The organism is Stenotrophomonas beteli (assembly GCF_001431665.1).
Taxonomy (GTDB): Bacteria; Pseudomonadota; Gammaproteobacteria; order Xanthomonadales; family Xanthomonadaceae; genus Stenotrophomonas; species Stenotrophomonas beteli.
Map to the genome: position 1 here is coordinate 93,926 of NZ_LLXV01000013.1, position 25,501 is coordinate 119,426.

Below are 25,501 nucleotides of genomic sequence, written 5' to 3' on the forward strand. Positions count from 1 at the left end.
CGGCCACGGGGCAGGGCGGGTCAGCCGCGCTTGCGCGACCAGCGCACGCCCTGCGGGGTGTCGTCCAGCACGATACCTTCGGCCGCCAGCTGGTCGCGGATGGCGTCGGCACGAGCGAAGTCGCGCGCCTTCTTGGCCGCGCCGCGTTCGTCGATCAGGCCCTGGATGCGAGCATCATCGCCGTCGTCGCCGGCCGTGGTACCGAACCACTGCGCCGGGTCGGCCTGCAGCAGGCCCAGCGCCAGGCCCGCGCCCAGCAGCTCGCCCTTCAGGCGCGCCTGCTCGGCCGGATCGGTGGCGCGGCGTGCATCGGCGGCGATGCGGGCCACTTCGGCCAGCGCCTGCGGGGTGTTCAGGTCGTCGTCCAGGGTCGCCTCGACGCTGGCCGGGATGACCGCCGTGGCCTCGATCGGCGCCAGTTCGCGCAGGGTGCCGTACAAGCGGTCCAGGGTGCGCACCGACTGCTCGATCAGGCCGTCGGTCCAGTCCAGCGGCTGCCGGTAATGGGCCGACAGCAGGGCCAGGCGCAGCGCTTCCGGTGGATGCTGGCGCACCAGGTCGTGCACGCGCTCTATGTTGCCCAGCGACTTGCTCATCTTGGCGCCGCCGAAGTTGAGCATGCCGTTGTGCAGCCAGAAACGGGCGAAGATCCTGCCGCCGTGGGCGCATTCGCTCTGCGCGATCTCGTTCTCGTGGTGCGGGAACTGCAGGTCGACGCCGCCGGCGTGGATGTCGATGGTCTCGCCCAGGTGCGCGGCGGCCATCGCCGAGCACTCGATGTGCCAGCCCGGACGGCCACGGCCCCACGGCGATTCCCAGCCCGGCAGGTCGTCGGTGGACGGCTTCCACAGCACGAAGTCGCCCGGGTCGCGCTTGTACGGGGCGACATCGACGCGGGCGCCGGCCAGCATCTCTTCCGGATCGCGGCGCGAGAGCTTGCCGTAGCCTTCGAAGCTGGCCACCGCGAACAGCACGTGGCCTTCGGCGGCGTAAGCGTGGCCGTTGCCGATCAGCTGCTCGATCATGGTGATGATCTGCGGCATGTGCGCGGTCACTTCCGGCTCGATGTCCGGCGGCACCACGCCCAGCGCGGCCATGTCCTCGCGGTAGGCGGCGGCGAAGCGGTCGGTGATGGTGCTGATCGGCACGCCCTGTTCGCGCGCGGCCGTGTTGATCTTGTCGTCCACGTCGGTGATGTTGCGGGCATAGCGCAGCGCGCCGAAACGGCGGCGCAGCAGATCGGCCAGCACCCCGAACACCACCGGGCCACGGGCGTTGCCGATGTGCACGTAGTTGTAGACCGTCGGCCCGCACACATACAGCGTCGGACAGGCCGGGTCGAGCGGGGTGAACGGTTCGAGCTGGCGAGTCAGGTTGTTGTGCAGGCGCAGGGTCATGGGGCTGTGGCTGGGGGACAATCCTTCGATTTTAGAACGTGTCGACCCCCTTTGGGGCGCCCGCTGCCACCGGTGGACGCCGCGCCCGGCCAGGGTGGGGTGGGCAGGAGCGGCGTGGACGGGTAATGTTCAGCCCCTTGTGCTCGTCACTGCCTACACTATTGCCGTGTCCTTGCTCCCGTCGCCAATGAAATCCACCGCGTTGCTGACCCTGGCCTGCCTGTCGGCGCTGCCCGCCGTGGCCCTGGCGCAGGAGGCCGAGCCCCGCAACCGGGTGGTGATCGTGGAGAACGTGAAGTTCGACTATGCCCAGGTGCTGAACGTGGAGCCGGTGTTCCAGACCCTGCGCGCGACCCGTACCGAGGAGCATTGCGAGCCGGTATCGACCCGTACCCTGGCCCCGGTCAACGTCACCGGTGAAGAACCGGTGGAAGACAAGGGGCGGATCGGCCGTTTCTGGGACTCGGTGCGCTCGATGTTCAAGCGCAGCGACGAGGAGGTGACCGAAGAGGCCGCCGCCGAGAACCCCGCCCCGGCGCCGGCCAACAATGGGCCGATGCTGACCCGCGACTGCCGCATCGTGCCGGTGGGGCGTGAATTCCGCCGCCCCATCGCCTATGACGTGGACTACGTCTACAAGGGCACGAAGTACCGCTCGCGGCTGCCTGAAGACCCTGGCAACCGGCTCAAGATCCGGGTTTCGATCACCCCGTGGGTCGGCCCCGAGCAGGGCACCGCCAGCAATCCCTGATTCCGGAACCGCTGCCCCTTGCGCCGGCTCCGGCCGCGTGCAAAGATTGCCGGCCATGAAGCTCACCGACTTCCAGCACGACAGCAGCGCAGCCCGACAGGCGTCGGGCATGACCTCGCGTGCGCGTCGACCGGAACCCCACATTCTCGCTGGGTAACCGGAGCTTTTTGCTGTTCGTCCGAAAAAAACCCAGCCCGCCGGCTGGGTTTTTTTGTTTCTGCGTTCTGAAAGCTGCAACTGCAACCTTTTCGATCCACCTTTGGTTCCTGCTTTTCCCGTCCACCGCGTCGAAAACCGGCGCCGCCATGCAAGGAAAAATGATGTCCCCCAAGCACTTCCTGAACACCCAGGACTGGAGCCGCAGCGATCTTGACGCGCTGCTGACCCAGGCGGCGCTGTTCAAGCGCAACAAGCTCGGCGACCAGCTCAAGGGCAAGTCGATCGCGCTGGTGTTCTTCAACCCGTCCATGCGCACCCGCACCAGCTTCGAGCTGGGTGCGTTCCAGCTCGGTGCCCACGCGGTGGTGCTGCAGCCGGGCAAGGATGCGTGGCCGATCGAGTTCAATCTGGGCACGGTGATGGACGGCGACACCGAAGAACACATCGCTGAAGTGGCCAAGGTGCTGGGCCGTTACTGCGACATCATCGCGGTGCGTGCGTTCCCGAAGTTCCAGGACTGGGCGTACGACCGCCAGGACATCGTCCTCAACAGCTTCGCCAGGTACTCGCCGGTACCGGTCATCAACATGGAAACCATCACCCATCCGTGCCAGGAGCTGGCCCACATCATGGCCCTGCAGGAGCACTTCGGCACCCAGGACCTGCGCGGCAAGAAGTACGTGCTGACCTGGACCTACCACCCCAAGCCGCTGAACACCGCCGTGGCCAACTCGGCGCTGACCATCGCCACCCGCATGGGCATGGACGTGACCCTGCTGTGCCCGACCGCCGACTACATCCTCGACGAGCGCTACATGGGCTGGGCCGAGCAGAACGTGGCCGAGAGCGGTGGTTCGCTGAAGATCAGCCATGACATCGACAGCGCCTACGCCGGCGCCGACGTGGTCTACGCCAAGAGCTGGGGCGCGCTGCCGTTCTTCGGCAACTGGGAACCGGAAAAGCCGATCCGCGACCAGTTCAAGCACTTCATCGTGGACGAGCGGAAGATGGCGCTGACCAACAACGGTGTGTTCAGCCATTGCCTGCCGCTGCGCCGCAACGTGAAGGCCACCGACGCGGTGATGGATTCGCCGCAGTGCATTGCCATCAACGAAGCCGAGAACCGACTGCACGTGCAGAAGGCGATCATGGCCGCGGTTGCCGGGCGCTAAGAAGCATCAGTCGAGCATGGCTCGACTCTACATAGACGAAGTCGAGCATGGCTCGACGACACAGACGAACAGGACATCCCCCCATGAGCAACAAAGACGTCGTTCTCGCCTTCTCCGGCGGCCTGGATACCAGCTTCTGCGTGCCTTACCTGCAGGAGCGTGGCTACAACGTGCACACCGTGTTCGCCGATACCGGCGGCGTGGACGATGAAGAGCGTGAGTTCATCGAAAAGCGTGCCGCCGAGCTGGGCGTGACCAGCCACGTCACCGTCAATGGTGGCCCGGCCATCTGGGAAGGCTTCGTCAAGCCGTTCGTGTGGGCTGGCGAAGGCTACCAGGGCCAGTACCCGCTGCTGGTGTCCGACCGCTACCTGATCGTTGATGCCGCGCTGAAGCGTGCCGCCGAACTGGGCACCCACATCATCGCCCACGGCTGCACCGGCATGGGCAACGACCAGGTCCGCTTCGATCTGGCCGTGAAGGCCCTGGGTGACTACCAGATCATCGCGCCGATCCGCGAGATCCAGAAGGAACACACCCAGACCCGCGCCTACGAGCAGAAGTACCTGGAAGAGCGCGGCTTCGGCGTGCGCGCCAAGCAGCAGGCCTACACCATCAACGAGAACCTGCTGGGCCTGACCATGTCCGGCGGCGAGATCGACCGTTGGGAAGCTCCGGGCGAGGGCGCGCGTGGCTGGTGCGCACCGCGCAGCGAGTGGCCGGAACAGGCGCTGACCGTGACCCTGAAGTTCGTCGAAGGCGAAGCCGTCGAACTGGACGGCAAGGCGCTGCCGGGTGACCAGATCCTGGCCCAGCTCAACAAGCTGTTCGCCCCGTATGGCGTCGGTCGCGGCGTGTACACCGGCGACACCGTGATCGGCCTGAAGGGCCGCATCGTGTTCGAGGCACCGGGCTTGGTCTCGCTGCTGGCCGCGCACCGCGCGCTGGAAGATGCGGTGCTGACCAAGCAGCAGAACCGCTTCAAGCCGGACGTGGCGCGCAAGTGGGTGGAGCTGGTGTACGAAGGCTTCTACCACGACCCGCTGAAGACCGATCTCGAGGCCTTCCTGAAGTCCTCGCAGGCCAAGGTCAATGGTGAAGTGGTGCTGGAAACCCGTGGTGGCCGCGTCGATGCGGTGGCGGTGAAGTCGCCGCACCTGCTCAACACCAAGGGTGCCACCTACGCGCAGTCGGCTGACTGGGGCGTGGAAGAGGCCGAGGGCTTCATCAAGCTGTTTGGCATGAGCTCGACGCTCTTTGCTCAAGTCAACCGCGGTTGACTTGAGCACGAGCCCACGCATTTCACCTTAGCCCCGCGCCTTCGGCGCGCCCCCTTCAACAAGAAGGGGGCTCTCCTCCAGCCTGGGTTGATGGCGGCATCAAAGGAACTATTGATTCATGCTTGAACAGACGCTCGATCACCTGCAGGCCCTGGTGTCCTTCGACACCCGCAACCCGCCGCGTGCGATCACCACCGGTGGCATCTTCGATTACCTGCGCGACAACCTGCCCGGCTTCAACGTCGAGGTGATCGACCATGGCGCGGGTGCGGTCAGCCTGTACGCCGTGCGCGGGACGCCGAAGTACCTGTTCAATGTGCATCTGGATACCGTGCCCGATTCGCCGCACTGGAGTGCCGACCCGCATGTGATGCGCCGCCTGGACGACCGCGTGGTCGGCCTGGGCGTGTGTGACATCAAGGGCGCCGCCGCTGCGCTGGTGGCGGCGGCCAATGCCAGCGATGGCGATGCCGCCTTCCTGTTCTCCAGCGACGAGGAAGCCAACGATCCGCGCTGCATCGCCGCCTTCCTCGCCCGTGGCATTCCGTACGAGGCGGTGCTGGTGGCCGAGCCGACCATGAGCGAAGCGGTGCTGGCGCATCGTGGCATCAGCTCGGTGCTGATGCAGTTCGCCGGCCGCGCCGGGCATGCCTCGGGCAAGCAGGATGCCGCTGCCAGCGCGCTGCACCAGGCCATGCGCTGGGGCAACCGCGCGCTGGATCATGTGGAATCGCTGGCCTCGGCGCGCTTCGGCGGGCTGACCGGACTGCGCTTCAACATCGGCCGCGTGGAAGGTGGCATCAAGGCCAACATGATCGCGCCGGCCGCCGAAGTGCGCTTCGGCTTCCGCCCGCTGCCGTCGATGGATATCGACGCACTGCTGGCCACTTTCGCCGGTTTCGCCGAACCGGAAGCGGCCGTGTTCACTGAGACCTTCCGTGGTCCCAGCCTGCCGGCCGGCGACATCGCCGAGGCCGAGAACCGCCGCCTGCTGGCGCGTGACGTGACCGATGCGCTGGACCTTCCGATCGGCAACGCAGTGGACTTCTGGACCGAAGCGTCGCTGTTCTCCGCCGCCGGCTACACCACCCTGGTGTTCGGCCCGGGCGATATTGCCCAGGCCCACACCGCCGATGAGTTCGTGACGCTGGACCAGCTGCAGCGCTACACCGACGCCGTGCACCGCATCATCGCCGCCGGCGCCTGATTCTTCCCTTTCCGACGAAACCGAAATGTCTCCTGCCCTCCAGCCCCACCGCCAGACCCGCCAGACCATCGTGCGCCTGCTTTCCAGCATGGCCAGCGCGAAGGAGATCAGCCAGTACCTCAAGCGCTTCTCGCAGCTGGACGCCAAGCGCTTCGCCGTGGTCAAGGTCGGCGGCGCGGTACTGCGTGATGACCTCGACGCGCTGACCTCCTCGCTGTCGTTCCTGCAGGAAGTCGGCCTGACCCCGATCGTGCTGCACGGCGCCGGCCCGCAGCTGGATGCCGAACTGTCGGCGGCCGGCATCGAGAAGCAGACCGTCAACGGCCTGCGGGTGACCTCCCCGGAAGCGCTGGCGATCGTGCGCCGGGTGTTCCAGCAGTCCAACCTGCGCCTGGTCGAGGCGCTGCAGCAGAACGGCGCACGTGCCACCTCGATCACCGGTGGCGTGTTCGAGGCCGAGTACCTCGACGTGGACACCTATGGCCTGGTCGGCGAGGTGAAGAAGGTCAACCTGGCGCCGATCGAGGCCAGCCTGCGCGCCGGGTCGATCCCCGTCATCACCAGCCTGGGTGAAACCGCCGGTGGCCAGATCCTCAACGTCAACGCCGACTTCGCCGCCAATGAACTGGTGCAGGAACTGCAGCCGTACAAGATCATCTTCCTGACCGGCACCGGTGGCCTGCTGGACGAGGCGGGCGCCGTGATTGATTCGATCAACCTGTCCACCGAGTACGACCACCTCATTGCACAGCCGTGGATCCACGGTGGCATGAAAGTGAAGATCGAGCAGATCAAGGATCTGCTTGATCGCCTGCCGCTGGAATCGTCGGTGTCGATCACCCGTCCGGCCGACCTGGCCAAGGAACTGTTCACCCACAAGGGCTCGGGCACGCTGGTGCGCAAGGGCGAGAAAGTGCTGCGCGCCACCGCCTGGAACGAACTGGACCTGCCGCGCTTGAAGAGCCTGATCGAATCCAGTTTCGGCCGCACCCTGGTGCCGGACTATTTCGAGAAGACCAGGCTGCTGCGCGCCTATGTCAGCGAGAACTACCGCACTGCGGTCATCCTCACCGACGAGGCCGAAGGCGTGTACCTGGACAAGTTCGCCGTGCTCGATGATGCGCAGGGCGAGGGCCTGGGCCGTGCGGTGTGGAACGTGATGCTGGAGGAAACCCCGCAGCTGTTCTGGCGCTCGCGCCACGGCAACCCGATCAACCATTTCTACTACGCCGAATCCGACGGCTGCTACAAGCAGGATCACTGGAAGGTGTTCTGGTATGGCGCCGATGGCATCGACCGCATCAAGACCTATGTCGATCACTGCGCCCAGCGCGCACCGAGCCTGCAGGGCTGAGCAATGAGCAACCCCGGTGCCTGGAACACGGTTCCCACCCTGCGCGGCCAGCACGTAACCCTGCAGCCGCTGCAGATGGAACACGTGCCCGGCCTGCGCGATGCGCTTGAAGGCAGTGGCCTGGACCAGCTCTGGTACACCCAGGTGCCGTCGCCGGAGCACGCCGGAGCCTATGTGCAGGCTGCGCTGCAGGCACAGGCCGAAGGCAGGGTGCTGCCGTTCGTGGTCCGTGATGCGGCCGGTGGCATCATCGGCAGCACGCGCTTCTACGATCTGGATGCCAGCGTGCCCAGACTCAGCCTCGGCTACACCTGGTACACGCCGCGCGTGCAGCGCACCGGCGCCAACACCGAAGCCAAGCTGTTGCTGCTGCAGCACGCCTTCGAAACGTTGGGCTGCATCAGCGTGGTGCTGGAAACCAGCTGGTTCAACGCCACTTCGCGCACCGCCATTGCCCGCCTCGGCGCCAAGCAGGATGGCGTGCTGCGCAACCACAAGCGGCATGCCGATGGCACGCCGCGCGATACCGTCATCTTTTCCATCATCGACGCGGAATGGCAGGGCGTGAAGCGCCACCTGCGATACCGCTTGGACAGCCACGCATGAACGATTCGACTTTCACCCTGGGCATTGTCGGTGCCCGTGGCCATACCGGCGCCGAGCTGATCAAGCTGGTGGCCGCCCACCCGCGCCTGAAACTGGCCTTCGTTTCCTCGCGCGAGCGCGCCGGGCAGCGCCTGTCCGACCACCATCCCGAGTTCCAGGGCGATCTGCAGTACGAGAACCTGGACGCTGATGCGGTGGCGGCCAAGGGCGCGGACGCAGTGATCCTGGCCCTGCCCAACGGCCTGGCCGCACCGTTCGTGGCCGCGCTGGACGCGGCCAAGCCGGACACCGTCATCGTCGACCTGTCGGCCGACTACCGCTTCGACCACAGCTGGTATTACGGCCTGCCGGAGCTGACCCGCAGCCGCTACAACGGCCAGAAGCACATCAGCAACCCGGGCTGTTATGCCACCGCGATGCAGCTGGCGGTGCATCCGCTGCTGGACCTGCTGGCCGGCCCGCCGCAGTGCTTCGGTGTCTCCGGCTACTCCGGTGCCGGCACCACGCCATCGGACAAGAACAACGTCGAGCTGCTGGCCGACAACCTGATGCCGTATGCGCTGACCAACCACGTGCACGAGCGCGAGGTGTCGGTGCAGCTGGGCGTAGCGGTGGAGTTCATGCCGCACGTCGCGCCGCATTTCCGGGGCATCACGCTGACCGCCAACCTGTGGCTGAACCGCGTGCAGACCCGCGAGCAGATCGTCGAACGCTTCCAGCAGGCCTATGCCGGCGAACCGCTGATCGAGGTGGTGGACGAGGCGCCGTGGGTCAGCCGCATCGCCGGCCGCCACGGTGCCCAGGTCGGTGGCTTCACCCTGGCCCCGGGCGGCAAGCGGGTGGTGGTGGTGGCGACCCTGGACAACCTGCTCAAGGGCGCGGCCACCCAGGCCGTGCAGAACCTCAATCTCGCGCTGGGCATCGACGAACTGACGTCGATCCCGCACTGACCCCCGCATTCCCGGAGCACCCATGGCAGACCTTCTTTGGCAGAAGCCCGGCGTCGCTGTCGACGCCCAGATCCAGACCTTCCTCGCCGGCGACGACGTGATCCTCGACCGCGAGTTCTTCCTGCATGACATCGCCGCCAGCGCCGCGCATGCGCAGGGCCTGCAGCACATCGGCATCCTCAGCGCCGATGAGCTGGCCGGTCTGCTGCGCGAACTGGAGGTGCTGGCGCAGGACTTCCGCGAAGGCCGCTTCGTGCTAGACACGCAGTACGAAGATGGCCACTCGGCCATCGAAGCGCGCCTGACCGAACGCCTCGGCGATGCTGGCCGCAAGATCCACACCGGGCGCAGCCGCAATGACCAGATCCTGGTTGCCACCCGGCTGTGGCTGAAAGAGAAACTGCAGCGGGTGGCGCAGCTCAGCGCCGACGTAGCCAAGGTCGCGCTGGATCGCGCGCAGGCCGAGAAGGATCTGCCGATTCCCGGCTATACCCACATCCAGCGTGCGGTGGTGTCCTCGGCCGGCATGTGGTGGGCCGGTTGGGCCGAGGCCTTCATCGACAACGCCACCCGCGCGCGTGACACCCATGCGCTGGTGGATGCCAATCCGCTCGGCACCGCCGCCGGCTACGGCGTGAACCTGCCGCTGGACCGTGAGCACACCACCGCCGTGCTCGGCTTCGCGCGCATGCAGATCTCGCCGATCTATGCGCAGTTGTCGCGCGGCAAGTTCGAGCTGGCCGCGCTGGAAGCGCTCGGCGGCGCAACGCTGGACCTGCGCCGCATCGCCTGGGACCTGTCGCTGTTCACCAGCGCCGAATTCGGCTTCGTCGCGCTGCCGGCGCAGTACACCACCGGCAGCTCGATCATGCCCAACAAGCGCAACCCGGACGTGATCGAGCTGATGCGTGCCACCCACGCCAGCGTCGCCGCCGCGCGCACCGAGATCGAGCAGCTGCTGTCGCTGCCCTCGGGTTACCACCGTGACCTGCAGTCGTCCAAGGGCGCCATCTTCCACGGTTTCGGCCGTGGCCTGGCCGCGCTGGAACTGCTGCCGGCGCTGCTGGCCAACCTGGAATGGCGTGACGACAAGCTGCGTGCAGCCATTGATTCGGGCATGTATGCCACCGATGTCGCGGTGGAAGCGGCCGTGGCCGGTGTACCGTTCCGCGAGGCCTACAAGGCCGCGGCGGCCGGCGCCGACAGTGCAGGGCAGGGACGCACGCCGGAAGGCAGCCTGGCGGCGCGCGTGTCGCCCGGCTCGGCGTCCGACCTGCGCCTGGAGCAACTGCAGGCACGCTGGCAGGCGCTGTCCTGATGGCGGGCACTGTCTACCTGGTGCTGGCGATGCGCCGGCCCGATTTCAACGCGGCGGCCGTGCAGCCGCACCGCGATTTCCTCGATGCGTTGCAGGCGCAGGGCAAGCTGCAGCTGACCGGCGGTTTCGCCGATGGCAGTGGTGGCGCCTACGTGCTGTGCAACGTGGACAACCTGGCGCAGGCGCAGGCCATCGTCGCCACCGATCCGCTGGTGACGATGCAGGCCTCCGACCTGACCGTGCACGAATGGAACACCCGCTGAGGCCCTGACCGATGACCCTGCACGCCGCCACTGTCGCTTCGCCGTTCCCGCAACAGGCGCTGCCGCCATGGCGGCGTGCGGTGCTGAAGGTTGGCAGCAGCCTGCTGGCGGCCGATGGTGGCGGCCTGTCGCCACGCCACGCGCTGGGCTTGGCACAGTTCGTGTCGGCCAATGTACTGGCCGGGCGCGAGGTGGTGATCGTATCGTCCGGCGCGGTCGCGGCCGGTCGCGCGATCCTGCCGCGCGCCGACGAGCCCGGCGCGGCGATGGCCGCACGCCAGGCCCTGGCCGCGCTCGGCCAGGCGCAGCTGATCGGGCTCTGGCAGCGCTTCTTCGAACGCCCGGTGGCGCAGGTGCTGCTGACCCATGACGATCTGCGCAACCGCCGCCGCTACCTCAACGCGCGGGCAACCCTCAACGAATTGCTGCGGCTGGGTGCGCTGCCGGTGGTCAACGAGAACGACACCGTATCGGTGGACGAACTCAAGCTCGGTGACAACGACAACCTGGCCGCCACCGTGGCGGCGCTGGTCGACGCCGATGCGCTGTTCATCGCCACCGACATCGACGGCCTGTACAGCGCCGATCCGCGGACGGTGCCCGACGCGCGGCCGCTGCATGATGTGCCGGAACTGAGCGACCAGGTGCTGGCGATGGCCGGCGGTGCCGGCTCCCGCGCTGGCACCGGCGGCATGCGCACCAAGCTGGAGGCCGCAGCGAAGGCCGGCCGTCTCGGCATCGAAACCTACCTGTTCAACGGCCGCAGTGGCGAGGTGGTACGCGCGCTGGCACAGGATCGCCTGTTCGGTACCCGCATCCACGCCGCACGCAGCCGCGAAGCGGCCCGCAAGCACTGGCTGCGGCACGCACCGCTGGCTGAAGGCGCGATCATGATCGACGCTGGTGCGGCACAGGCGATGCGCGAGAAGGGCGCCTCGCTGCTGCCTGGCGGCATCACCGGTGCGGAAGGGACGTTCCGCCGTGGTGACATGGTGCAGGTGTGCTGGGACGCACCGCAGGGGCGCGTCTGCATCGCCCGTGGCGTCAGCCAGTACGCGGCCGATGACGTGCGTCGCATCGCGGGACGCCATTCGCGCGACATCCAGGCCGTGCTCGGCTACAACTACGGTGGCAGCGTCGTCCATCGCGACGACCTGGTGCTGCCATGACCGGCTTGAAGGACATCCCGATGAGCGATATCGAAGCGCAGGCGCGTGCCTGCCGTGACGCGGCCCAGGTCGTTGCCGGCCTCGACAGCGATGCCCGGCGCGCGCTGCTGCTGGGCATGGCGCAGGCGCTGGAAGTGAACGCCGGGCTGATCCTGGCCGGCAACGCGCGCGATCTGGCGGCCGCCCGCGACAAGGGCGTTGGCAGTGCCATGCTTGACCGCCTGGCGCTGGACCCGGCACGCCTGTTCGCGATGGCCGAGGCCGTGCGTGAGGTCGCCGGGCTGCCCGATCCGGTCGGCCAGCTCACCCGCGACGATGTGCGTCCAAACGGCATCCGCGTGCAGAAGGTGCGCGTGCCGCTGGGTGTGATCGCGATGATCTACGAGGCGCGCCCGAACGTGACCGCCGAAGCGGCCGCGCTGTGCCTGAAGGCCGGCAATGGCGTGATCCTGCGCGGTGGTTCCGAAGCGATCCACTCCAACACTGCCATCGCCCAGGCGCTGGCAGGTGCCCTGCAGGCCAATGGCGTACCGGCGGCGGCAGTGACCGTGATGACCGACCTGCGCCGTGAAGCGATGCTGGAACTGCTGCAGCTGCATGAGCTGATCGACCTGGCGATTCCGCGGGGTGGCGAAGGCCTGATCCGCTTCGTTGCCGAGCATGCGCGGGTCCCGGTGATCAAGCACTACAAGGGCGTCTGCCACCTGTTCGTGGACGCCAGTGCCGATCCCGGCAAGGCCCTCGATCTGCTGGTGGACGGAAAGTGCAGCCGTCCTTCGGCCTGCAATTCACTGGAAACGCTGCTGGTGCATCGTGACATCGCCGGCTCGTTCCTGCCGCGCGTGGCGAAGGCGCTGGGCGAGCGTGGCGTGCAGCTGCGCGCCGACGCGGATGCGCAGCCCCTGCTGCCGGGCAGCACGCTGGCCACCGAAGACGACTACGCTGCCGAGTTCCTCGATCTGGTGCTGGCGGTGCGCGTGGTTGACGATCTGGCTGCGGCCATCGCGCACATCCGCGCGTACACCTCCGACCATACCGAAGTGATCGCCACCGAAGACACCGGCAATGCCGAGCGCTTCGTCAAAGCGCTGCGCTCGGCGGTGGTGATGGTCAACGCGTCTTCGCGCTTCTCCGATGGGGGGCAGCTGGGGCTGGGCAGCGAGATCGGCATTTCCACCACGCGCCTGCATGCGTATGGGCCGATGGGGCTGGAAGCGCTCACCGTCGAACGCTTCGTTGTGCGTGGCGAAGGGCAGACGCGTACCTGAGCGCTGGCTGCGCCGATATCAACGGTTGCTTCTGGTAGCTGCCGACCCAGGCCGGCACCTGCCGGGTTGCCGGGCTACACCACCTCGCGGCGGATGCCGACCGGGCGTGCGTGATCGTCCATATGCAGCGTCGCCGCCTTGCATTGGGCCAGGCGCTCGGCCAAGCCGGTACTGGCGCCCAGATCTGCTGCCACCTCATTGAGGCTGGCCAGTGGCCGCGGCAGGCGTCGCTCCCGGCCGCGGAAGCGCGCACGGTTGTACTCGGCCCAGCTGATCAGCAGCACACTGGCGCACAACAGCATCACCGGCAGTGCCACCAGTACGTAGGGGTCGAACTGGTTCTGCCGCTCGTACAGCTGCTGCCATGCCATCTGCCCGCCGACCAGCCACGACACCAGCGTGACCAGCGGTGCCCACAGGTAGAAGTAGAAGCCCCAGAACGCCAGGGTGACAAATCCCCAGGCCGTGCGCTGGAACCGCGGCTGGCGGTGTGGCTTGCGGATCATCCGCGAATCGAATCGGTTGGACGGGTGCTGTGCGTTCATCGGATACCCCGATCAGGGCTGGTCCAGGTGGCGCGCTTGCGACGGCGTCGCAGCAGCGTCTTCGGCAACGCCACCAGGGTGGTGGAAAGGCTGATCAGCCAGTACGCCATCGGGTACCAGATGACCCAGAAGTAGTTGCGTCCAATCTGTGTTTCGTAACGCCGGTCGATGATCAGGCTGCTGGCGAACTGAAGCAGGCAGACCAGCGCCAGGATCACGCCATGCCACTGCGGCAGCAGGCTGGCGATGTGCAGCTGCGGTGGCAGCTCGATGAACTTGCCCAGCGCCCACAGCAGCACGATGAACAGCATGGTGTAGGCCCAGACCACGCTCAGCACGTACTCCAGCAGCACGCCCCACATGCGCCGCTCTTTCCAGTGCAGCAGCGAGCGGGCGTGGCGCAGCATCACCTCCACGCCGCCCTGCGCCCAGCGCAGGCGCTGCCGCCACAGGCCCCTGAGTGTTTCCGGCATCAGGATGAAGCACAGTGCGTTGGGCTCGTAGCGGATGTCCCAGTGCGCACGTTGCAGGCGCCAGCTGATGTCGATGTCCTCGGTCACCATGTCATCCGACCACCAGCCCACCTGGTGCAATGCGGTGCGACGGAAGCCGGCAATCACCCCGGAAATGGTGAAGATGCGCCCGTACACGCGCTGCGCGCGCTTGATCATGCCGATGATCGAGGAGAACTCGGCCACCTGCAGGCGGCCGAGCAGGGTGGAGCGGTTGCGGATGCGCGGGTTGCCGGTGACCGCACCGACCCGGTTGCCGCTGACCAGGTGCCAGACCATCCAGTGCAGTGCGTGTTCCTCCAGCATGGCATCGCCGTCGATGCACACCAGGTACTCCGAGCGGGCGGCCAGTGCGCCCATGCGCAGCGCGTTGGCCTTGCCCAGGTTGCGGTCCAGGTGCAGCACGCGCAGCCGTGGGTGCTGGGCCGCCAGCGCGTCCAGGTGCGTACTGGTGTCGTCGCTGCTGCCGTCGTCGATCGCGATCACCTCGTAATCGGTCGGATAGCGCTGGTTGAGCGCTGCGCCGAGGGTGTCGTCAAGATTCTCCGATTCGTTGTGGCAGGGAATCAGCAGGGTCGCGAACGGGGGATCGACCATCAAGGGCGGGTCGCTGCGCGGGCGCGAATGGCGTTCGCGGCGGTAGTAGTAGTACAGGCCGCCGGACATCCAGAAGAACGCCATCACCATCGGGTAGTAGAAGGCGAACTGGAACAGGACCTGCAGCAGCGGATGCATGTCCACGTCACTTCTCCGGGTACGGGAAGGTGCCGGCGGACATGGCCGCACGGGCATCGTGGGTGGAGGGCTGGTCGCCGATGAAGTCATCCGGGTACCAGGCGAAATGGTGCACACCCTGTGCCTGCAGCTGGCGGATCTGCGCGCGCAGGCGCTCGGCGGGAATCGGCTGGCCACTGCGCCAATCGACGGTCTGCAGTTCGAACAGGGTGTGCTGCAGCTGCGGGTCATGCGCGCGTACCGCAGCCAGCAGGTGGTCGAGCCAGCGTTCGGGGTGCCTGCTGCCTTCCATCCAGGGCATCGCCATCAGCGCGGTCTGGTCGTAGGCGCTGTTGAACAGGTCCAGGCGCTGCGCGAACCAGGCTTCGCTCTGCGGGCGCAGTACCGGCTCGGCATACAGGTTGCGCACCGTTGCCAGCTTCGGCCGCCAGCGCTGCGCGCTGTTGCGCAGGGCCAGGGTGAAGTCGATCAGCGCCCGGGTACGCGCGCTGCCGTCGGCGCCGGCCGCCAGGGCAGGCAGCTCGGTGTCGCGCAGGTAGCCATCGTCATGGAACAGCAGCCCTTCGAAATACGAATTGACTGCCAGATCCTCGTAGATGTCGAGCATGATCTGGCGTGCCTTCGGGTTGGTGAAGTCCAGCCGGTACATGCCATCGGCATCGCCGTTGCGGATCGCCAGCGCCTTGCGCTGCACCGGGTCGGGCAGTTCGAAGCCCAGCACCGGCAGCCATGCGTAGACCTTCACGCCCGCGCGGGACTTGAGCTGCCAGGCCACGCGGCTGAACAGGTCCGCGCGCATCGGCATGTGCCGGTTCGGGAAGTACAGCGCGTCGGCGGTGTTGTTGCCGTCCGGGTCGGCGAACGCCTGTAGGTAGACGTGGGTAGGCGCGATGCGCTTGACGCGCTCGATCAGCGCATCGAGGTTGCGTGCCTGCTGCGCCGGGTCCGCGTCGTACACATCATCCAGGTCGATCTGCAGGGCGCGGATGCCATCGAGCGCGACGTCACGGCGCAGTTCGTACGCCAGGCTTTCCACGGTCGGGTTGTTGCTCACCAGCAACCGCGCCAGCCCGTGCAGGTCGCTGGCCACCGGCGTGCTGCGGCCTTCCAGGTCGAACGAAACCGGCATGCCCAGCTGCTCGGCGATGTCGTTGCTCAACTGGTTGTAGGCCGCATAGGGCCAGACGATGGCACGCGGGCGCACGCCCAGGTGCTGCTGGATGCGCTGCACGCTGCGCGAAAGATCAGTGCGCAGGCGCTGCTCATACTGCGTCTCGCTCTCGTAGCTGTGCGTGGCCGGGCTGTAGATGCGGGTGACCACGGCGGGCGTGGAGTTCCCCTGCGGGTTGGCAAGCACGCCGTGGTGCAGGTCATCGGTGTGGCTGGCCACTTCGATCAGGCCACTGTCGTGCATCTGCTTCAGCTGCGCCCAGGTCACGAAGTCGTCGTGGCCGAACGGGCGGTAGCCGTAGTCGATGGTGCGGCCTGGTGCCATGTCCACATAGTCGGTGATCACCGCCACCAGCGCCGGGTAGCGGTAGGCCCGCAGCAGCGGGAAGGCCTTGTCGTAGACGCTGCGCAGGCCATCGTCGAAGGTCAGCAGTACCGGCTTTGGAGGCAGCGTGGCGCGGCCCTGCGAGGCCTCGATCAGCTGCGACAGCGAAACGGGGTGGTAGCCGTGTGCGCCCAGCCAGTCCAGGTGGGCGGCGAAGTTCTGCGTGCTCACCGCGTAGCTGTCGGCATCGCCCTTGGCGGCGACCTGGTCGCGGATGTCGTGGTAGCTGAGGATCAACAGGCCGTTGTCGACCGCATCGAGATCCAGGGCCTGCTGCGCCGGGGCCGATGGCGCAATGGCCAGCAGCAGGAGAACGATCAGTCGCAGGATGCGGGCCATGTCAGTCTCCCCAGCGCAGTGCGGCTTCGAAGCCGATGTGGCGCTCGCGGTGTCCGTCGTAGACCGGCCGTGACCAGCGCACGCCGTACTCGAACACGCGGCCCGGGCCCAGTTGCCACTCATGCATGTAGGACACCGACGGCACCAGTGCACTGCCGAAACCCTCCTGCCAGTAGTCACCCAGCGAGACGGTCAGGCGATGCCGGAAGTGGCGCTCGTAGTGCCGCCACAGCTGCTGGTCGATGCGCAGCCCGATCTCGACCATGCGGTCGCGCCTCGGGTTGAAGTAGGGCGCATCGTCGCGGCTGCCGCGACTGGTGTAGGCACTGGCCAGGCCATCGATCAGCCAGCGCGGGCGGGTCAGCAGGCGCTGTTGGACGCGGGTGCCGAACAGCTCGCGGTGGTTGCCATCGTCATAGCGGAAGCGGCTGGCGCCGAACGTCCAATGGGTGAGCTCGCTGCGCCGGTAGTCCGCCTGTGCGCTCACGCTGTCGGCGGTGATGCCGGCCGCGCGCGCCTGCATCGAGGCCTCCGGGTCATTGCGCGCGACCACCAGGCCAGCGTGCCAGTAATCGTTGAACTGCCAGCCGACGCCGACGCGCAGGCCGGTGTCGCCGATGTGGTCGTTGGCGCGCAGGACCGCCGCTTCCGCATCCAGCTGCCCGAAGCGGTAGCGCACGCCCGCACCCAGCCACAGGGGATCGATGCGCTGGTCCTGGAAATCGGTCGAGCGCCGGTCGGCCAGGGCGAACAGGCGCCAGCGGTCATCGAGGATCGGAGTCTCCACTTCCACGCCGTAGTGGCGGTCGTTGTTGCCCAGTGGCGAGGTGCCACCACCACCGGAGCTGCGCCCGATATCGGCCCATGCCTTCAGCTGCCAGCCGCGATGCACGCGCCATGCCTGGTCCATGCGTTCGACCGCCGGTTGCGTGGGGTAGCGCGCGATCAGGTCATCGTGCAGCGGCCGCGCCAGGTCATCGCGCTGCAGGGCGAGGTAGGCCTCTTCCATGCCCAGCCGGGCTTCCACGTCACGCGGGTCAAGCGTGTGTGCCATCTGCTGGCGCTGCAGCGCCCGGCGTGGCCAGCCGCGCATCATGTACACGCTGCCCAGTGCGCTCTGCAGGCCGCCGTTGCCCGGTGCGATATCGACCATCGATTCCAGGTCGTGCTGCGCGGTAGACAGATCGCCGCTGTAGGCGCGCACCATCGCCAGGTTCAGGTCGGCTTCGTAGCGCGACCAGTTGGCATACGGCGATTTGCCATTGCTCCAGCGCCACGCCGGCTCCTTGTCGCGCCATGCCTGCAGCAGGTCGATGGCTTTTTCCTGCTGCTCGCTTTCCAGGTAGGCATAGGCCAGCTGCGAGTGCGAGGCATCGCGCGTGGGGTCGCCGGCCACCGCCGCCTGCAGCACCGGAATGGCTTCCTGCGGGTGCAGCGTTCCCATCAGTGAATCGCCCACCGCAGGCAGCACGTAGTCGGGAAGCGTGTGACCCTCGGCCTGCAGGACGCGTGCTTCCTCGCGCACCTGTGCGTGGCGCCCCAGCCGGTTGAGCAGGATCAGGCGGTCCATGCGGATGCGCAGCGGGGCCTGGGCCGGTGGCGTGCCTTCGCTGCCAAGATAGCGCTGCATGCGCGCCAGGGTGGATTCGGCCTCTTCCAGGCGGGTGTCTTCGCTGCGGCTGTAGGCCAGGCTCCAGACCACCAGCTTGGCCAGATAGTCGCCTTCCAGGCGTTGCTTCTGGGCCTGGTCGAACAGCTGCGGCCGCTGCTGGTACAGCTCCCAGGCGCGCCACGCATTGCCGATGTCGCCCAGAGTCAGGACACGCAACTTGAACAGCAGGTCATCATTGGGTTGTTGCTGGCTCGCGCGTTCGATCGCACCCAGCGCGTCCAGCCAGCGGGCCTGGTCACGGTAGCGGCCAATCTCGGCCAGCGCCGCCTCGCGGTCCGGCGGTGCGGCACTGCTGGCCCAGGCCAGCGCGGAGCAGGCGAGGCCGACGCAGAGCGCCAGCCGGCGGTGGACAACCATTGGGGACCCCCTTGGCTTCCGAACCAGACAACCTGAAAAATGTGACGCAAATCACATGCCAGATTTTGGGATGGCCGTGACCTGCGTCACTCCCCTCGCGAACTCCCATCCAGCAGGGATGGGCGGAACCAGGACAGCGACCTGCAATGTCTTGTCTGAAACGAGAGTCCCCCGCACACCGAGTGGTGGCCTGGGCGGCGGTGCCGCCCCCATGCCCGATGCCGGCACGCGGCAAGGATGGGCATTCGTGGGCACTATCCGCCCGGAATTGTCAGCCCGGCGTCAAAATGCGCGATCGGGCTGACGAGCGGTAGGTGGGGCCGGTTGCGGGCCCCACGGGGCTTACCAGAGGTCTTCCAGCTTGCGCGGCTTGCAGGCCACCCAGGAGGCGCACAGCATCAGCGTTGCGCAGCCGAACAGGAAGCTGAACGGGAGCGTCCAGCCGTCGCTGACGGTGTGCAGCCAGCCGACCAGGAACGGCCCCAGGCAGCTGAAGCTGTAGCCCACGCCCTGCATGAAGCCCGACAGCGCTGCCGAGCCGGTGGGGGTACGCGTACGCAGGTTGATCAGGGTCAGTGCCAGCGGGAACGTGGACGGGCCAACGCCGAGCAGGCAGGCCCACAGCAGCGGCGCTTTCATCGGTGCCAGCAGCAGCCCGGTGAAGGCGATCACGAACGAGAAGAAGCCGATCAGCACCAGCGGGAACGGGTTCTGCAGGCGCACCGCCATCGACGGAATCAGCAGCGACGGCAGCAGGCCCAGGGCCGAGAACACCGCCACCATCACCCCGCCGAAGGCCGGCGTGCCACCGGCCTCGACCACGATGCGCGGCAGCCAGGTGAACATCGAATAGGTCATCAGTGAGGTCATGCCGAACATCAGCGTCATGCTCCAGCCCAGCGAAGTGCGCCAGACCTTGCCATGCGGCTGTGCGGTCGGATCGGTGGCGTCGGCCTGCGGCTTCGGCGCGCGCCGGGCCAGCATCAGCCACGGTAGCGCGGCGGCCAGCGCCAGCAGTGCCCACATGCCCAGCGATACGCGCCAGCCTGCCGCGTTGGCTACCGGCACTGCCAGCAGCGCCGGCAGCATCGTGCCCAGCTGCAGCACGCTGATGTAGAGCGTGCTCATGGTGCCGACCTTGTTGGCGAAATAGCGCTTCACCAGCGGCGGCACCACCACGTTGCCGATGCCCATGCCAGCCAATGCCAGCACCGAGCCCAGCAGCAGCGTGCCGACATTGCCGGCGCTGGAGCGCAGCAGCAGGCCGGTCATCGCCATCACCATCGCCAGCAGGGTGGTGCGCTCCAGCCCCAGCCGGCGCGCCAGTGCCGGCGTGGCCACGCCGAACAGGGCGAACGAGGCGGTCGGCAGCATGCCGAGCACGCCGGTCATGGTGGTGCCGAAGCCGAACTGCTGGCCGAGCACGTCCAGCAGGGGCGTGATCGAAGTGACGGCGGTGCGCAGGTTGATCGCTGCCAGCAGGATTGCGGCGAACGCGAGGACGCGACCGTGCAGCAGCGACGGCGAATCGGAAGGGGAGGAACTCATCGGTGGTCCTTGCAGGTGTCGCACGCCGCGTCTTGGCGTGCAGTGCCACGCAGGGCTGTGCCGGCGCGGTGGGTGGGGGAGGGCGTCATTGTACGTGGCTGGCGGGGAGAGGTCCTGTTGGCGCGATTTGTCGCGATCTGCATAGCCGGGTGAGGGCGGCCGGTGCGGCCTGGATAGGCACCGTGAAACCGGTCAACCCCTTGCGTTGCGGACTCCTGCGCGCGTTTGGCCGCGGCAGGCACGCCGCGACGGACGCCGTATCGAAGTGCAGGGGGTGTGGGGCGTTGCTAGGTTCGGGCCACATCCATGGCCGAAGGGTTGCAGGGTGGCAAGGACGTTGATTGTGGTGGGTGATGCAACCACGGGCGGTGGCAGGGTCATCACCGGCTCCCCGGTTACCGACATCGAGGGCATGGCCGTGGCGCGGGTGGGCGACAAGGCCACCTGCCCCCAACACCAGTGCGTGGCCACCATCGTCAGCGGCGACATCACGCTGACGTTTGAAGGCCAGCCCGTGGCTCGCCACGGCGACAGGCTCTCATGCGGCTGCTCGCTGATGTCCGGCAAGCAGTCCCGTGTCCATGTGGACACGGGCGGGGGAGGCGGCGCGGCTGACGGCGCCAGCCACGCCGCTGCTGCCTCGGATCTGGCCGCGCTGCCCGTAGTGCCGCAGGCCGGCAAGCCGCCGGTGTGCGAAGCATGCCTGCTGGCCGCCTCGCGCTCCGGCGCGACCTTCCTGGGGCGCTGAATGAACCGGTACGTCATTGTCGATGCAGCGGCCCATGCCGACACGGCCAAGGCGCTGGCCTGGTATGCGCAGGACCTGCCGCACCGGACCCTGTTGGCACGCCAGCCCGAGGCGGCGCACGCCTCCCTGGGTCCCTGGCTGATCCAGTTGCCTGCGCAGCATCAGACCCCGGTGGAGGGATGGTTGCGCGCGCTGGAGCTGGACAAGCCGGTCGTGGCCTGGCTCAGCAGCGACGCCGGATTTGAAGCGGTGTTCCAGCACCTGGAAGCCTGCCTGGACCTGCGCCGCCCCAGCGGCAAACTCGCACTGCTGCGCTATTGGGATGGTCGCGTGTTCGTGCGCTTGCAGCGCGTCTTCACGCTGCAGCAGCGCAGGCAGCTGATGGGTCCGCTGCGGCAGTGGCGCTTCCAGATGCTGGGCCAGCGCTACGCCCTGGAACGTGACACGTTGTATGCAGCGGAGACTGGTTGATGTTTGAGATCAACGAAAAGCAGGAGGCTCTGCTGCGCCTGCCTGACCCCTCCACCTTTTTCCCGCTGTTGTGCCGGGAGATCCGCGAGGAGTACCCCGGCAGCGTCGGTCATCTGAGCGATGGCGCGTTGATGGATGACGTGGTGCGAAGCCATGACCATGCAGCCTATGTGCTGCGCGTCACCCACCTGCCGGTGCTGGTGCGTTGGGTGAAGGCGGATATGGCGTGGGCGCGCGGTCTGCGCGCCGTCCCGGCCGCGGACATGTGGATGCGCGCCGCGACGGATCCGAATCTGGCAGCGGCCGATCTGCCGTCGAATCTGGCAGGACACTAGGAGCAACGATGGGCACCAGAATCATCGGTCCGCGGCCCTGGCTTGGGCCCGGCATGGGAGGCGGCAACGGCGGCGTGGATGAAGACGGCAATCCGGTGGAGCCCTACGGAGGGCCGACCACCGGCGACGTGGTCGATGGCATTCGCGATGCCGTGTACGGCATCCAGCAGCGGGTGCGTGGTGAAGCCAAGCCGGATGCGCGCGCCGAGCCGACGGCCAAGGCGCGGGAGGTGGACTGCTCGCAGATGCCCGACGAGACCGCGTGCAACGAGTGCCTGCTGAAGGAGGGGTTCGTCGGTCCGCCTCTCACCCCGCGCTATGTGACCCAAAGCAACCTGATCAACTACGAGTACCAGCTGTACATCGCCAACCTGCGCTCGGCACCGCTGCGCTTTGGTTTCATGGTTGCCGACAAGGCGGATCCTGATCGGCGGTTGTTCTCGGTGGATACGTTGTTTGACTACCTTGAGCGCGATGGGTTCTCACGCACCGTGCAGGAGTGGCATTTCAACGCCTGCGAGTTTGATGGGTTCTGGTTGAAGGACTGTACGGTGGTGGAAGCGAAGGGGAGGTATGAGCATTTTCTGGATGAAAATGGTCGGGCTAAGTACAGTTTTGTGCGGCTTGGAATATTCAACTCATGGCGAAAGCAGATGCTCAGGCAGCGCGCTGCTATCGCGATTGCCGAGCCGCAAGGCCGGCTTATCTGGTGCTTCATGCAACGACGCACGATGGCGGCGGCCGTATCGACAGGCGGAATCGATTCTTCGCTCTGCAGATACGAGCCTTTCCTTGGAGAAGAAAGATGATTCTGAGTTCCCAGGCCAACCTTTGGACGACGCCTGTCGCGCGATCACCCGAGGAAGTCATAAGCTTGGCGAAGAGTCTGACCCGATATTTGTCACAGCAGCATCCACTAATGAAGCGATGGTATGCGCTCCCTTCAATTCGTTCCGAGAAAGCAATTCCCTTGGAAGACAGTGATGCGCTTTTTAACCGGATCAGCGGGAAGGTTGAGCAGGATCGCAGGAAATTTGGTGACTATCCCGAACTTGGCGCTTCTTTGTCGCTTGCCAACGTCGATAACGACCGTGACTGGTGTAAGCCAGGAGTTGCAGTGCTCGAACTGGATCCGACAACAGGCTTCAACTGCTTCAGCCTGGAGGGAGTCGAGCCGTTTGGAGCATCCACTTCCTCGCTGATGCTCAATGCGTTGATCAGAATGGTGGTGGTAATAGAGCCCACATTCGCGAGCACGGATGTCAATGCAAGAACACCTGAGAAGGGTCTCGTGACCTACCAGCTAGACAGGCGCTTGTATCGACACCGTCGTTACTTTGGCTGGATGGGCTTCGTCCCCGCGCAGATCACCCACGCGCAGATCCCCGACGCGCATGCCGTCCACCCGGTCGATGGCCTGGGCACGGTCATCGTCTCGGTGCCGGGTGTGTTTGACCCCACCGACGACGCGCAGGTGGACAAGGTGCACCGCGTCGAAATGGATCTGGCCAGCTATGACCTGTTGCCGGTAACCGACCCGAGCCTCAAGGGCTAGGGCCATTTCCGGTTTTCGCGCAGAACGCTCCCCGCGTGCGCGATCCGTCGTGCTGGGGGCTGTGCGCAGGCGCCCAGTGGGCGTCACTTCCCAGGCAGCGTGACACCTGACACCTGCAAGCGCTTGCCCAGCAGGATGCAGCACCACTACCGACCCCGCGCAACAATGACGGGAACCGCACGAATCACCGCAATGGCGCGAATGCCCACCACCGCAAACTCGAGCCTCAGCCGTGTTTGCGCTTGTCAGCCAGCGTCGCCTCGTACGGCGCCGGCTGGCAATCCGTCCGCGTTCCATGGCGGGCGCAGCAGGATGGCGGGCCGGGCCAGGACGCAGGCGGTCGCGCGATCGAGGGCCTGATCCAGGCCAGTCGCGCGCTGGGCCTGTACGCCGGCCTCAACGTGCGGCCCTGCTGACGCCGGGCCGTGTGACGGGGCAGGGCGGCTGCCTTGCCACGTTGCAGCGCTTCAAAGGCAGGGGCGCCTGAACAGCAGGCACAAAAAAACCCGGAGGACTGTCGTCTTCCAGGCTTCTTGCTGACCACCGAAGTGGTCGGGGAGACAGGATTCGAACCTGCGACCTCTACGTCCCGAACGTAGCGCTCTACCAGACTGAGCTACACCCCGAAGGGAGCCGCCTATTCTAGCGATTCACCCCGATGGCGGCAAGGGGTAAATGCTGTTTTCTTCACACTGCCGAAGCAGTGCCACTTCAGGGAACAAAAAAGCCTGGACGACTTCACCAGGCTTCAATGCGACCACAAGAGTGGTCGGGGAGACAGGATTCGAACCTGCGACCTCTACGTCCCGAACGTAGCGCTCTACCAGACTGAGCTACACCCCGAAGGAGCCGCCTAAGATACCGTGTGAAGGCCGAGGCGGCAAGGCTTTTTTACGGCTCAGTGACGATTTTCCCTCTCGATGCGGTTCTGCTCGCGGGCTTCGAACCACATGCCGTTGAGGATGGCCACCGTCGAGGCGAGGCCGGCACCGAGAATCCAGGCGAAATACCACATGGTCAATCTCCTCTGTCCAAAGGGTATGCCGAGCGTGGCCCGGCACACCGTCAATCAGTATGCGTTCGGGTTGTTGCCCATCTCTTCGCTGGTGGTCTTGCCCTTCAGCACGCGGTACACCCAGGTGGTGTAGGCGAGGATGATCGGCAGGAACACCGCCGTGGCCAGCAGCATGATCCACAGGGTCAGGTGGCTGGACGAGGCATCCCACACGGTCAGGCTGGAGTTGGGCTGGCTCGAGGACGGCAGCAGGAACGGGAAGATGGCAAAGCCGACGGTCAGGATGATGCCGGCGATGGCCGCGCCGGAGGCGATGAAGGCCAGGCCGCCGCGACGGGCCCGCAGCAGCACCGCACTGGCCAGCAGGCCGATCAGGCCCGCCAGCGGGGCGAGGATCGTGGCCGGCATCGTGCTGTAGTTGCGCATCCAGCCACCGGCGGCGCCGAGTTCGGCGGTCTTCAGCAGCGGATTGGTGGCGCCGTCGGTGACCACCTGCGAGGTGATCTGGTAACCCGGCAGGCCGAAGGCCACCCAGGCACCGCCCAGCGCGAACAGCACGAAAGCGATCAACGCCGCGATGCTGCCGAAGCGGGCCGCACGCTCGGCCACCGGGCCCTCGGTCTTCAGCACCAGCATGGCGGCACCGTGGGCGACCAGCATCGACACGCTGAGCAGGCCGGCCAGCAGCGCGAAGGGCATCAACAGGCCGAAGAACGAGCCGGTGTAGAAGATGCGCATGCTGTCATCGAAGTGGAACGGCACGCCCAGCACCACGTTGCCCACTGCCACGCCCATGATCAGCGCCGGAATGAAGCCGCCGATGAACAGCGCCCAGTCCCAGGTGTTGCGCCAGCGCTCGCTCGGCATCTTGCTGCGGAACTTGAAGCCGACCGGGCGCAGGATCAGCGCGAACAGGATCACGAACATCGCCAGGTAGAACCCGGAGAAGCTGACCGCATACAGCGGCGGCCACGCGGCGAAGATCGCGCCGCCACCCAGGATCAGCCACACCTGGTTGCCTTCCCATACCGGACCAATGGTATTGATCACCAGCCGGCGCTCAGCGTCGTTGCGGGCGACGAAGGGCAGCAGGGTGCCCACGCCCAGGTCGAAGCCATCCATCACGGCGAAACCGATCAGCAGGATGCCGAGCAGCAGCCACCAGATCACGCGCAGCGTGGTGTAGTCCAGAAGAATGAAGTCCATCTTGGTTCTCCTGC

General features: G+C 66.6%; 25 protein-coding genes and 2 tRNA genes. 17 read left to right on the forward strand and 10 right to left on the reverse strand.

The window, feature by feature from the left end; all coding sequences use genetic code 11:
* Positions 1-20: 20 nt before the first annotated feature.
* Positions 21-1,397: a cysteine--tRNA ligase gene (gene cysS / locus ARC23_RS01220; protein WP_057495528.1), complete on the reverse strand. Its 1,377-nt coding sequence runs from the start codon at positions 1,395-1,397 to the stop codon at positions 21-23.
* 187 nt (positions 1,398-1,584) lie between these two features.
* Here cysS and ARC23_RS01225 point away from each other — a divergent pair, with 187 nt between their 5' ends.
* The 11 genes from ARC23_RS01225 (at position 1,585) to ARC23_RS01275 (ending at position 12,894) form a co-directional block, all read left to right on the forward strand.
* Complete coding sequence (locus ARC23_RS01225; protein WP_057495529.1) at positions 1,585-2,148, forward strand: glycine zipper 2TM domain-containing protein; 564 nt, start codon at positions 1,585-1,587, stop codon at positions 2,146-2,148.
* A gap of 320 nt (positions 2,149-2,468) precedes the next feature.
* Complete coding sequence (locus ARC23_RS01230; protein ID WP_057493584.1) at positions 2,469-3,479, forward strand: N-acetylornithine carbamoyltransferase; 1,011 nt, start codon at positions 2,469-2,471, stop codon at positions 3,477-3,479.
* Positions 3,480-3,562: 83 nt separating this feature from the next.
* On the forward strand, positions 3,563-4,759 hold the full coding sequence (locus ARC23_RS01235) for an argininosuccinate synthase (RefSeq protein ID WP_057495530.1): 1,197 nt from the start codon (positions 3,563-3,565) through the stop codon (positions 4,757-4,759).
* A 118-nt stretch (positions 4,760-4,877) separates the two neighbouring features.
* A complete protein-coding gene (locus ARC23_RS01240; RefSeq protein WP_057495531.1) occupies positions 4,878-5,966 on the forward strand; it encodes an acetylornithine deacetylase in 1,089 nt (362 codons plus the stop codon).
* A 25-nt stretch (positions 5,967-5,991) separates the two neighbouring features.
* Positions 5,992-7,320 (forward strand): acetylglutamate kinase, encoded by a 1,329-nt coding sequence (locus tag ARC23_RS01245; RefSeq protein ID WP_057495532.1) that lies wholly within the window; start codon positions 5,992-5,994, stop codon positions 7,318-7,320.
* Between the two features lie 3 nt (positions 7,321-7,323).
* Positions 7,324-7,926 carry a GNAT family N-acetyltransferase gene (locus tag ARC23_RS01250; RefSeq protein ID WP_057495533.1) on the forward strand — a complete coding sequence of 201 codons (603 nt, stop codon included), beginning with the start codon at positions 7,324-7,326 and terminating at the stop codon, positions 7,924-7,926.
* On the forward strand, positions 7,923-8,876 hold the full coding sequence (argC, locus tag ARC23_RS01255; RefSeq protein WP_057495534.1) for an N-acetyl-gamma-glutamyl-phosphate reductase: 954 nt from the start codon (positions 7,923-7,925) through the stop codon (positions 8,874-8,876). Before ARC23_RS01250 ends, argC begins: the two co-directional genes overlap by 4 nt.
* A 22-nt stretch (positions 8,877-8,898) precedes the next feature.
* Positions 8,899-10,194 carry an argininosuccinate lyase gene (gene argH, locus ARC23_RS01260; protein ID WP_057495535.1) on the forward strand — a complete coding sequence of 432 codons (1,296 nt, stop codon included), beginning with the start codon at positions 8,899-8,901 and terminating at the stop codon, positions 10,192-10,194.
* Positions 10,194-10,457 (forward strand): YciI family protein, encoded by a 264-nt coding sequence (locus ARC23_RS01265; protein WP_057495536.1) that lies wholly within the window; start codon positions 10,194-10,196, stop codon positions 10,455-10,457. The genes argH and ARC23_RS01265 overlap by 1 nt, the downstream gene beginning before the upstream one ends.
* A gap of 11 nt (positions 10,458-10,468) precedes the next feature.
* Positions 10,469-11,626 (forward strand): glutamate 5-kinase, encoded by a 1,158-nt coding sequence (proB, locus tag ARC23_RS01270; protein WP_057495537.1) that lies wholly within the window; start codon positions 10,469-10,471, stop codon positions 11,624-11,626.
* Entirely contained in the window at positions 11,623-12,894 is a 1,272-nt protein-coding gene (locus ARC23_RS01275; RefSeq protein ID WP_057495538.1) for a glutamate-5-semialdehyde dehydrogenase, read from the forward strand. Before proB ends, ARC23_RS01275 begins: the two co-directional genes overlap by 4 nt.
* Positions 12,895-12,968: 74 nt before the next feature.
* Here ARC23_RS01275 and pgaD read toward each other — a convergent pair whose 3' ends face one another.
* The 5 genes from pgaD to ARC23_RS01300 all read right to left on the reverse strand — a co-directional run bounded on the left by pgaD (position 12,969) and on the right by ARC23_RS01300 (position 20,157).
* Positions 12,969-13,439: a poly-beta-1,6-N-acetyl-D-glucosamine biosynthesis protein PgaD gene (gene pgaD, locus ARC23_RS01280; protein ID WP_057495539.1), complete on the reverse strand. Its 471-nt coding sequence runs from the start codon at positions 13,437-13,439 to the stop codon at positions 12,969-12,971.
* On the reverse strand, positions 13,436-14,686 hold the full coding sequence (gene pgaC / locus ARC23_RS01285; protein WP_203226332.1) for a poly-beta-1,6-N-acetyl-D-glucosamine synthase: 1,251 nt from the start codon (positions 14,684-14,686) through the stop codon (positions 13,436-13,438). The genes pgaD and pgaC overlap by 4 nt, the downstream gene beginning before the upstream one ends.
* A gap of 7 nt (positions 14,687-14,693) precedes the next feature.
* Positions 14,694-16,580, reverse strand: coding sequence for a poly-beta-1,6-N-acetyl-D-glucosamine N-deacetylase PgaB (pgaB, locus tag ARC23_RS01290; RefSeq protein WP_057495541.1), 1,887 nt, complete (start codon positions 16,578-16,580; stop codon positions 14,694-14,696).
* A 1-nt stretch (position 16,581) separates the two neighbouring features.
* Positions 16,582-18,609 carry a poly-beta-1,6 N-acetyl-D-glucosamine export porin PgaA gene (pgaA, locus tag ARC23_RS01295; protein WP_057495542.1) on the reverse strand — a complete coding sequence of 676 codons (2,028 nt, stop codon included), beginning with the start codon at positions 18,607-18,609 and terminating at the stop codon, positions 16,582-16,584.
* 342 nt (positions 18,610-18,951) lie between these two features.
* Complete coding sequence (locus ARC23_RS01300) at positions 18,952-20,157, reverse strand: CynX/NimT family MFS transporter (protein WP_057495543.1); 1,206 nt, start codon at positions 20,155-20,157, stop codon at positions 18,952-18,954.
* A 346-nt stretch (positions 20,158-20,503) separates the two neighbouring features.
* On the opposite strand from ARC23_RS01300, the gene ARC23_RS01305 reads away from it, so the two are divergent.
* The 6 genes from ARC23_RS01305 (at position 20,504) to ARC23_RS20970 (ending at position 23,682) form a co-directional block, all read left to right on the forward strand.
* Positions 20,504-20,905 carry a PAAR domain-containing protein gene (locus ARC23_RS01305; RefSeq protein ID WP_238985159.1) on the forward strand — a complete coding sequence of 134 codons (402 nt, stop codon included), beginning with the start codon at positions 20,504-20,506 and terminating at the stop codon, positions 20,903-20,905.
* A complete protein-coding gene (locus ARC23_RS01310; RefSeq protein WP_057495545.1) occupies positions 20,906-21,376 on the forward strand; it encodes a DUF4123 domain-containing protein in 471 nt (156 codons plus the stop codon). It abuts the gene before it with no gap.
* Positions 21,376-21,711, forward strand: coding sequence for a hypothetical protein (locus tag ARC23_RS01315; protein WP_057495546.1), 336 nt, complete (start codon positions 21,376-21,378; stop codon positions 21,709-21,711). The genes ARC23_RS01310 and ARC23_RS01315 overlap by 1 nt, the downstream gene beginning before the upstream one ends.
* Positions 21,712-21,719: 8 nt before the next feature.
* A complete protein-coding gene (locus ARC23_RS01320) occupies positions 21,720-22,520 on the forward strand; it encodes a Tox-REase-5 domain-containing protein (protein WP_057495547.1) in 801 nt (266 codons plus the stop codon).
* A gap of 161 nt (positions 22,521-22,681) precedes the next feature.
* Positions 22,682-23,266 carry an Imm52 family immunity protein gene (locus tag ARC23_RS20230; protein ID WP_160321649.1) on the forward strand — a complete coding sequence of 195 codons (585 nt, stop codon included), beginning with the start codon at positions 22,682-22,684 and terminating at the stop codon, positions 23,264-23,266.
* A gap of 242 nt (positions 23,267-23,508) precedes the next feature.
* Positions 23,509-23,682 (forward strand): hypothetical protein, encoded by a 174-nt coding sequence (locus ARC23_RS20970; protein ID WP_160321650.1) that lies wholly within the window; start codon positions 23,509-23,511, stop codon positions 23,680-23,682.
* 133 nt (positions 23,683-23,815) lie between these two features.
* Here the strand turns inward: ARC23_RS20970 and ARC23_RS01330 are convergent.
* The 4 genes from ARC23_RS01330 to cydB all read right to left on the reverse strand — a co-directional run bounded on the left by ARC23_RS01330 (position 23,816) and on the right by cydB (position 25,487).
* A tRNA-Pro gene (locus tag ARC23_RS01330) sits at positions 23,816-23,892 on the reverse strand.
* Between the two features lie 140 nt (positions 23,893-24,032).
* Positions 24,033-24,109: transfer RNA gene (locus tag ARC23_RS01335), tRNA-Pro, on the reverse strand.
* 55 nt (positions 24,110-24,164) lie between these two features.
* A complete protein-coding gene (gene cydX / locus ARC23_RS01340) occupies positions 24,165-24,281 on the reverse strand; it encodes a cytochrome bd-I oxidase subunit CydX (protein WP_057495549.1) in 117 nt (38 codons plus the stop codon).
* Between the two features lie 54 nt (positions 24,282-24,335).
* Positions 24,336-25,487, reverse strand: a complete 1,152-nt coding sequence (cydB, locus tag ARC23_RS01345) for a cytochrome d ubiquinol oxidase subunit II (RefSeq protein ID WP_057495550.1) — start codon at positions 25,485-25,487, stop codon at positions 24,336-24,338.
* Positions 25,488-25,501: the final 14 nt, after the last annotated feature.

Coding starts and splice junctions, on each gene's coding strand:
- ARC23_RS01315 (WP_057495546.1), top strand. CDS start 21,376: ATGTTTGAGATCAACGAAAAGCAGGAGGCTCTGCTGCGCCTGCCTGAC.
- proB (WP_057495537.1), top strand. CDS start 10,469: ATGACCCTGCACGCCGCCACTGTCGCTTCGCCGTTCCCGCAACAGGCG.
- pgaB (WP_057495541.1), bottom strand. CDS start 16,580: ATGGCCCGCATCCTGCGACTGATCGTTCTCCTGCTGCTGGCCATTGCG.
- ARC23_RS01230 (WP_057493584.1), top strand. CDS start 2,469: ATGTCCCCCAAGCACTTCCTGAACACCCAGGACTGGAGCCGCAGCGAT.
- cysS (WP_057495528.1), bottom strand. CDS start 1,397: ATGACCCTGCGCCTGCACAACAACCTGACTCGCCAGCTCGAACCGTTC.
- ARC23_RS01320 (WP_057495547.1), top strand. CDS start 21,720: ATGGGCACCAGAATCATCGGTCCGCGGCCCTGGCTTGGGCCCGGCATG.
- argC (WP_057495534.1), top strand. CDS start 7,923: ATGAACGATTCGACTTTCACCCTGGGCATTGTCGGTGCCCGTGGCCAT.
- ARC23_RS01310 (WP_057495545.1), top strand. CDS start 20,906: ATGAACCGGTACGTCATTGTCGATGCAGCGGCCCATGCCGACACGGCC.
- cydB (WP_057495550.1), bottom strand. CDS start 25,487: ATGGACTTCATTCTTCTGGACTACACCACGCTGCGCGTGATCTGGTGG.
- cydX (WP_057495549.1), bottom strand. CDS start 24,281: ATGTGGTATTTCGCCTGGATTCTCGGTGCCGGCCTCGCCTCGACGGTG.
- pgaA (WP_057495542.1), bottom strand. CDS start 18,609: ATGGTTGTCCACCGCCGGCTGGCGCTCTGCGTCGGCCTCGCCTGCTCC.
- ARC23_RS01265 (WP_057495536.1), top strand. CDS start 10,194: ATGGCGGGCACTGTCTACCTGGTGCTGGCGATGCGCCGGCCCGATTTC.
- argH (WP_057495535.1), top strand. CDS start 8,899: ATGGCAGACCTTCTTTGGCAGAAGCCCGGCGTCGCTGTCGACGCCCAG.
- ARC23_RS01225 (WP_057495529.1), top strand. CDS start 1,585: ATGAAATCCACCGCGTTGCTGACCCTGGCCTGCCTGTCGGCGCTGCCC.
- pgaD (WP_057495539.1), bottom strand. CDS start 13,439: ATGAACGCACAGCACCCGTCCAACCGATTCGATTCGCGGATGATCCGC.
- ARC23_RS01250 (WP_057495533.1), top strand. CDS start 7,324: ATGAGCAACCCCGGTGCCTGGAACACGGTTCCCACCCTGCGCGGCCAG.
- ARC23_RS01300 (WP_057495543.1), bottom strand. CDS start 20,157: ATGAGTTCCTCCCCTTCCGATTCGCCGTCGCTGCTGCACGGTCGCGTC.
- ARC23_RS01245 (WP_057495532.1), top strand. CDS start 5,992: ATGTCTCCTGCCCTCCAGCCCCACCGCCAGACCCGCCAGACCATCGTG.
- ARC23_RS01235 (WP_057495530.1), top strand. CDS start 3,563: ATGAGCAACAAAGACGTCGTTCTCGCCTTCTCCGGCGGCCTGGATACC.
- ARC23_RS01275 (WP_057495538.1), top strand. CDS start 11,623: ATGACCGGCTTGAAGGACATCCCGATGAGCGATATCGAAGCGCAGGCG.
- ARC23_RS01240 (WP_057495531.1), top strand. CDS start 4,878: ATGCTTGAACAGACGCTCGATCACCTGCAGGCCCTGGTGTCCTTCGAC.
- pgaC (WP_203226332.1), bottom strand. CDS start 14,686: ATGCATCCGCTGCTGCAGGTCCTGTTCCAGTTCGCCTTCTACTACCCG.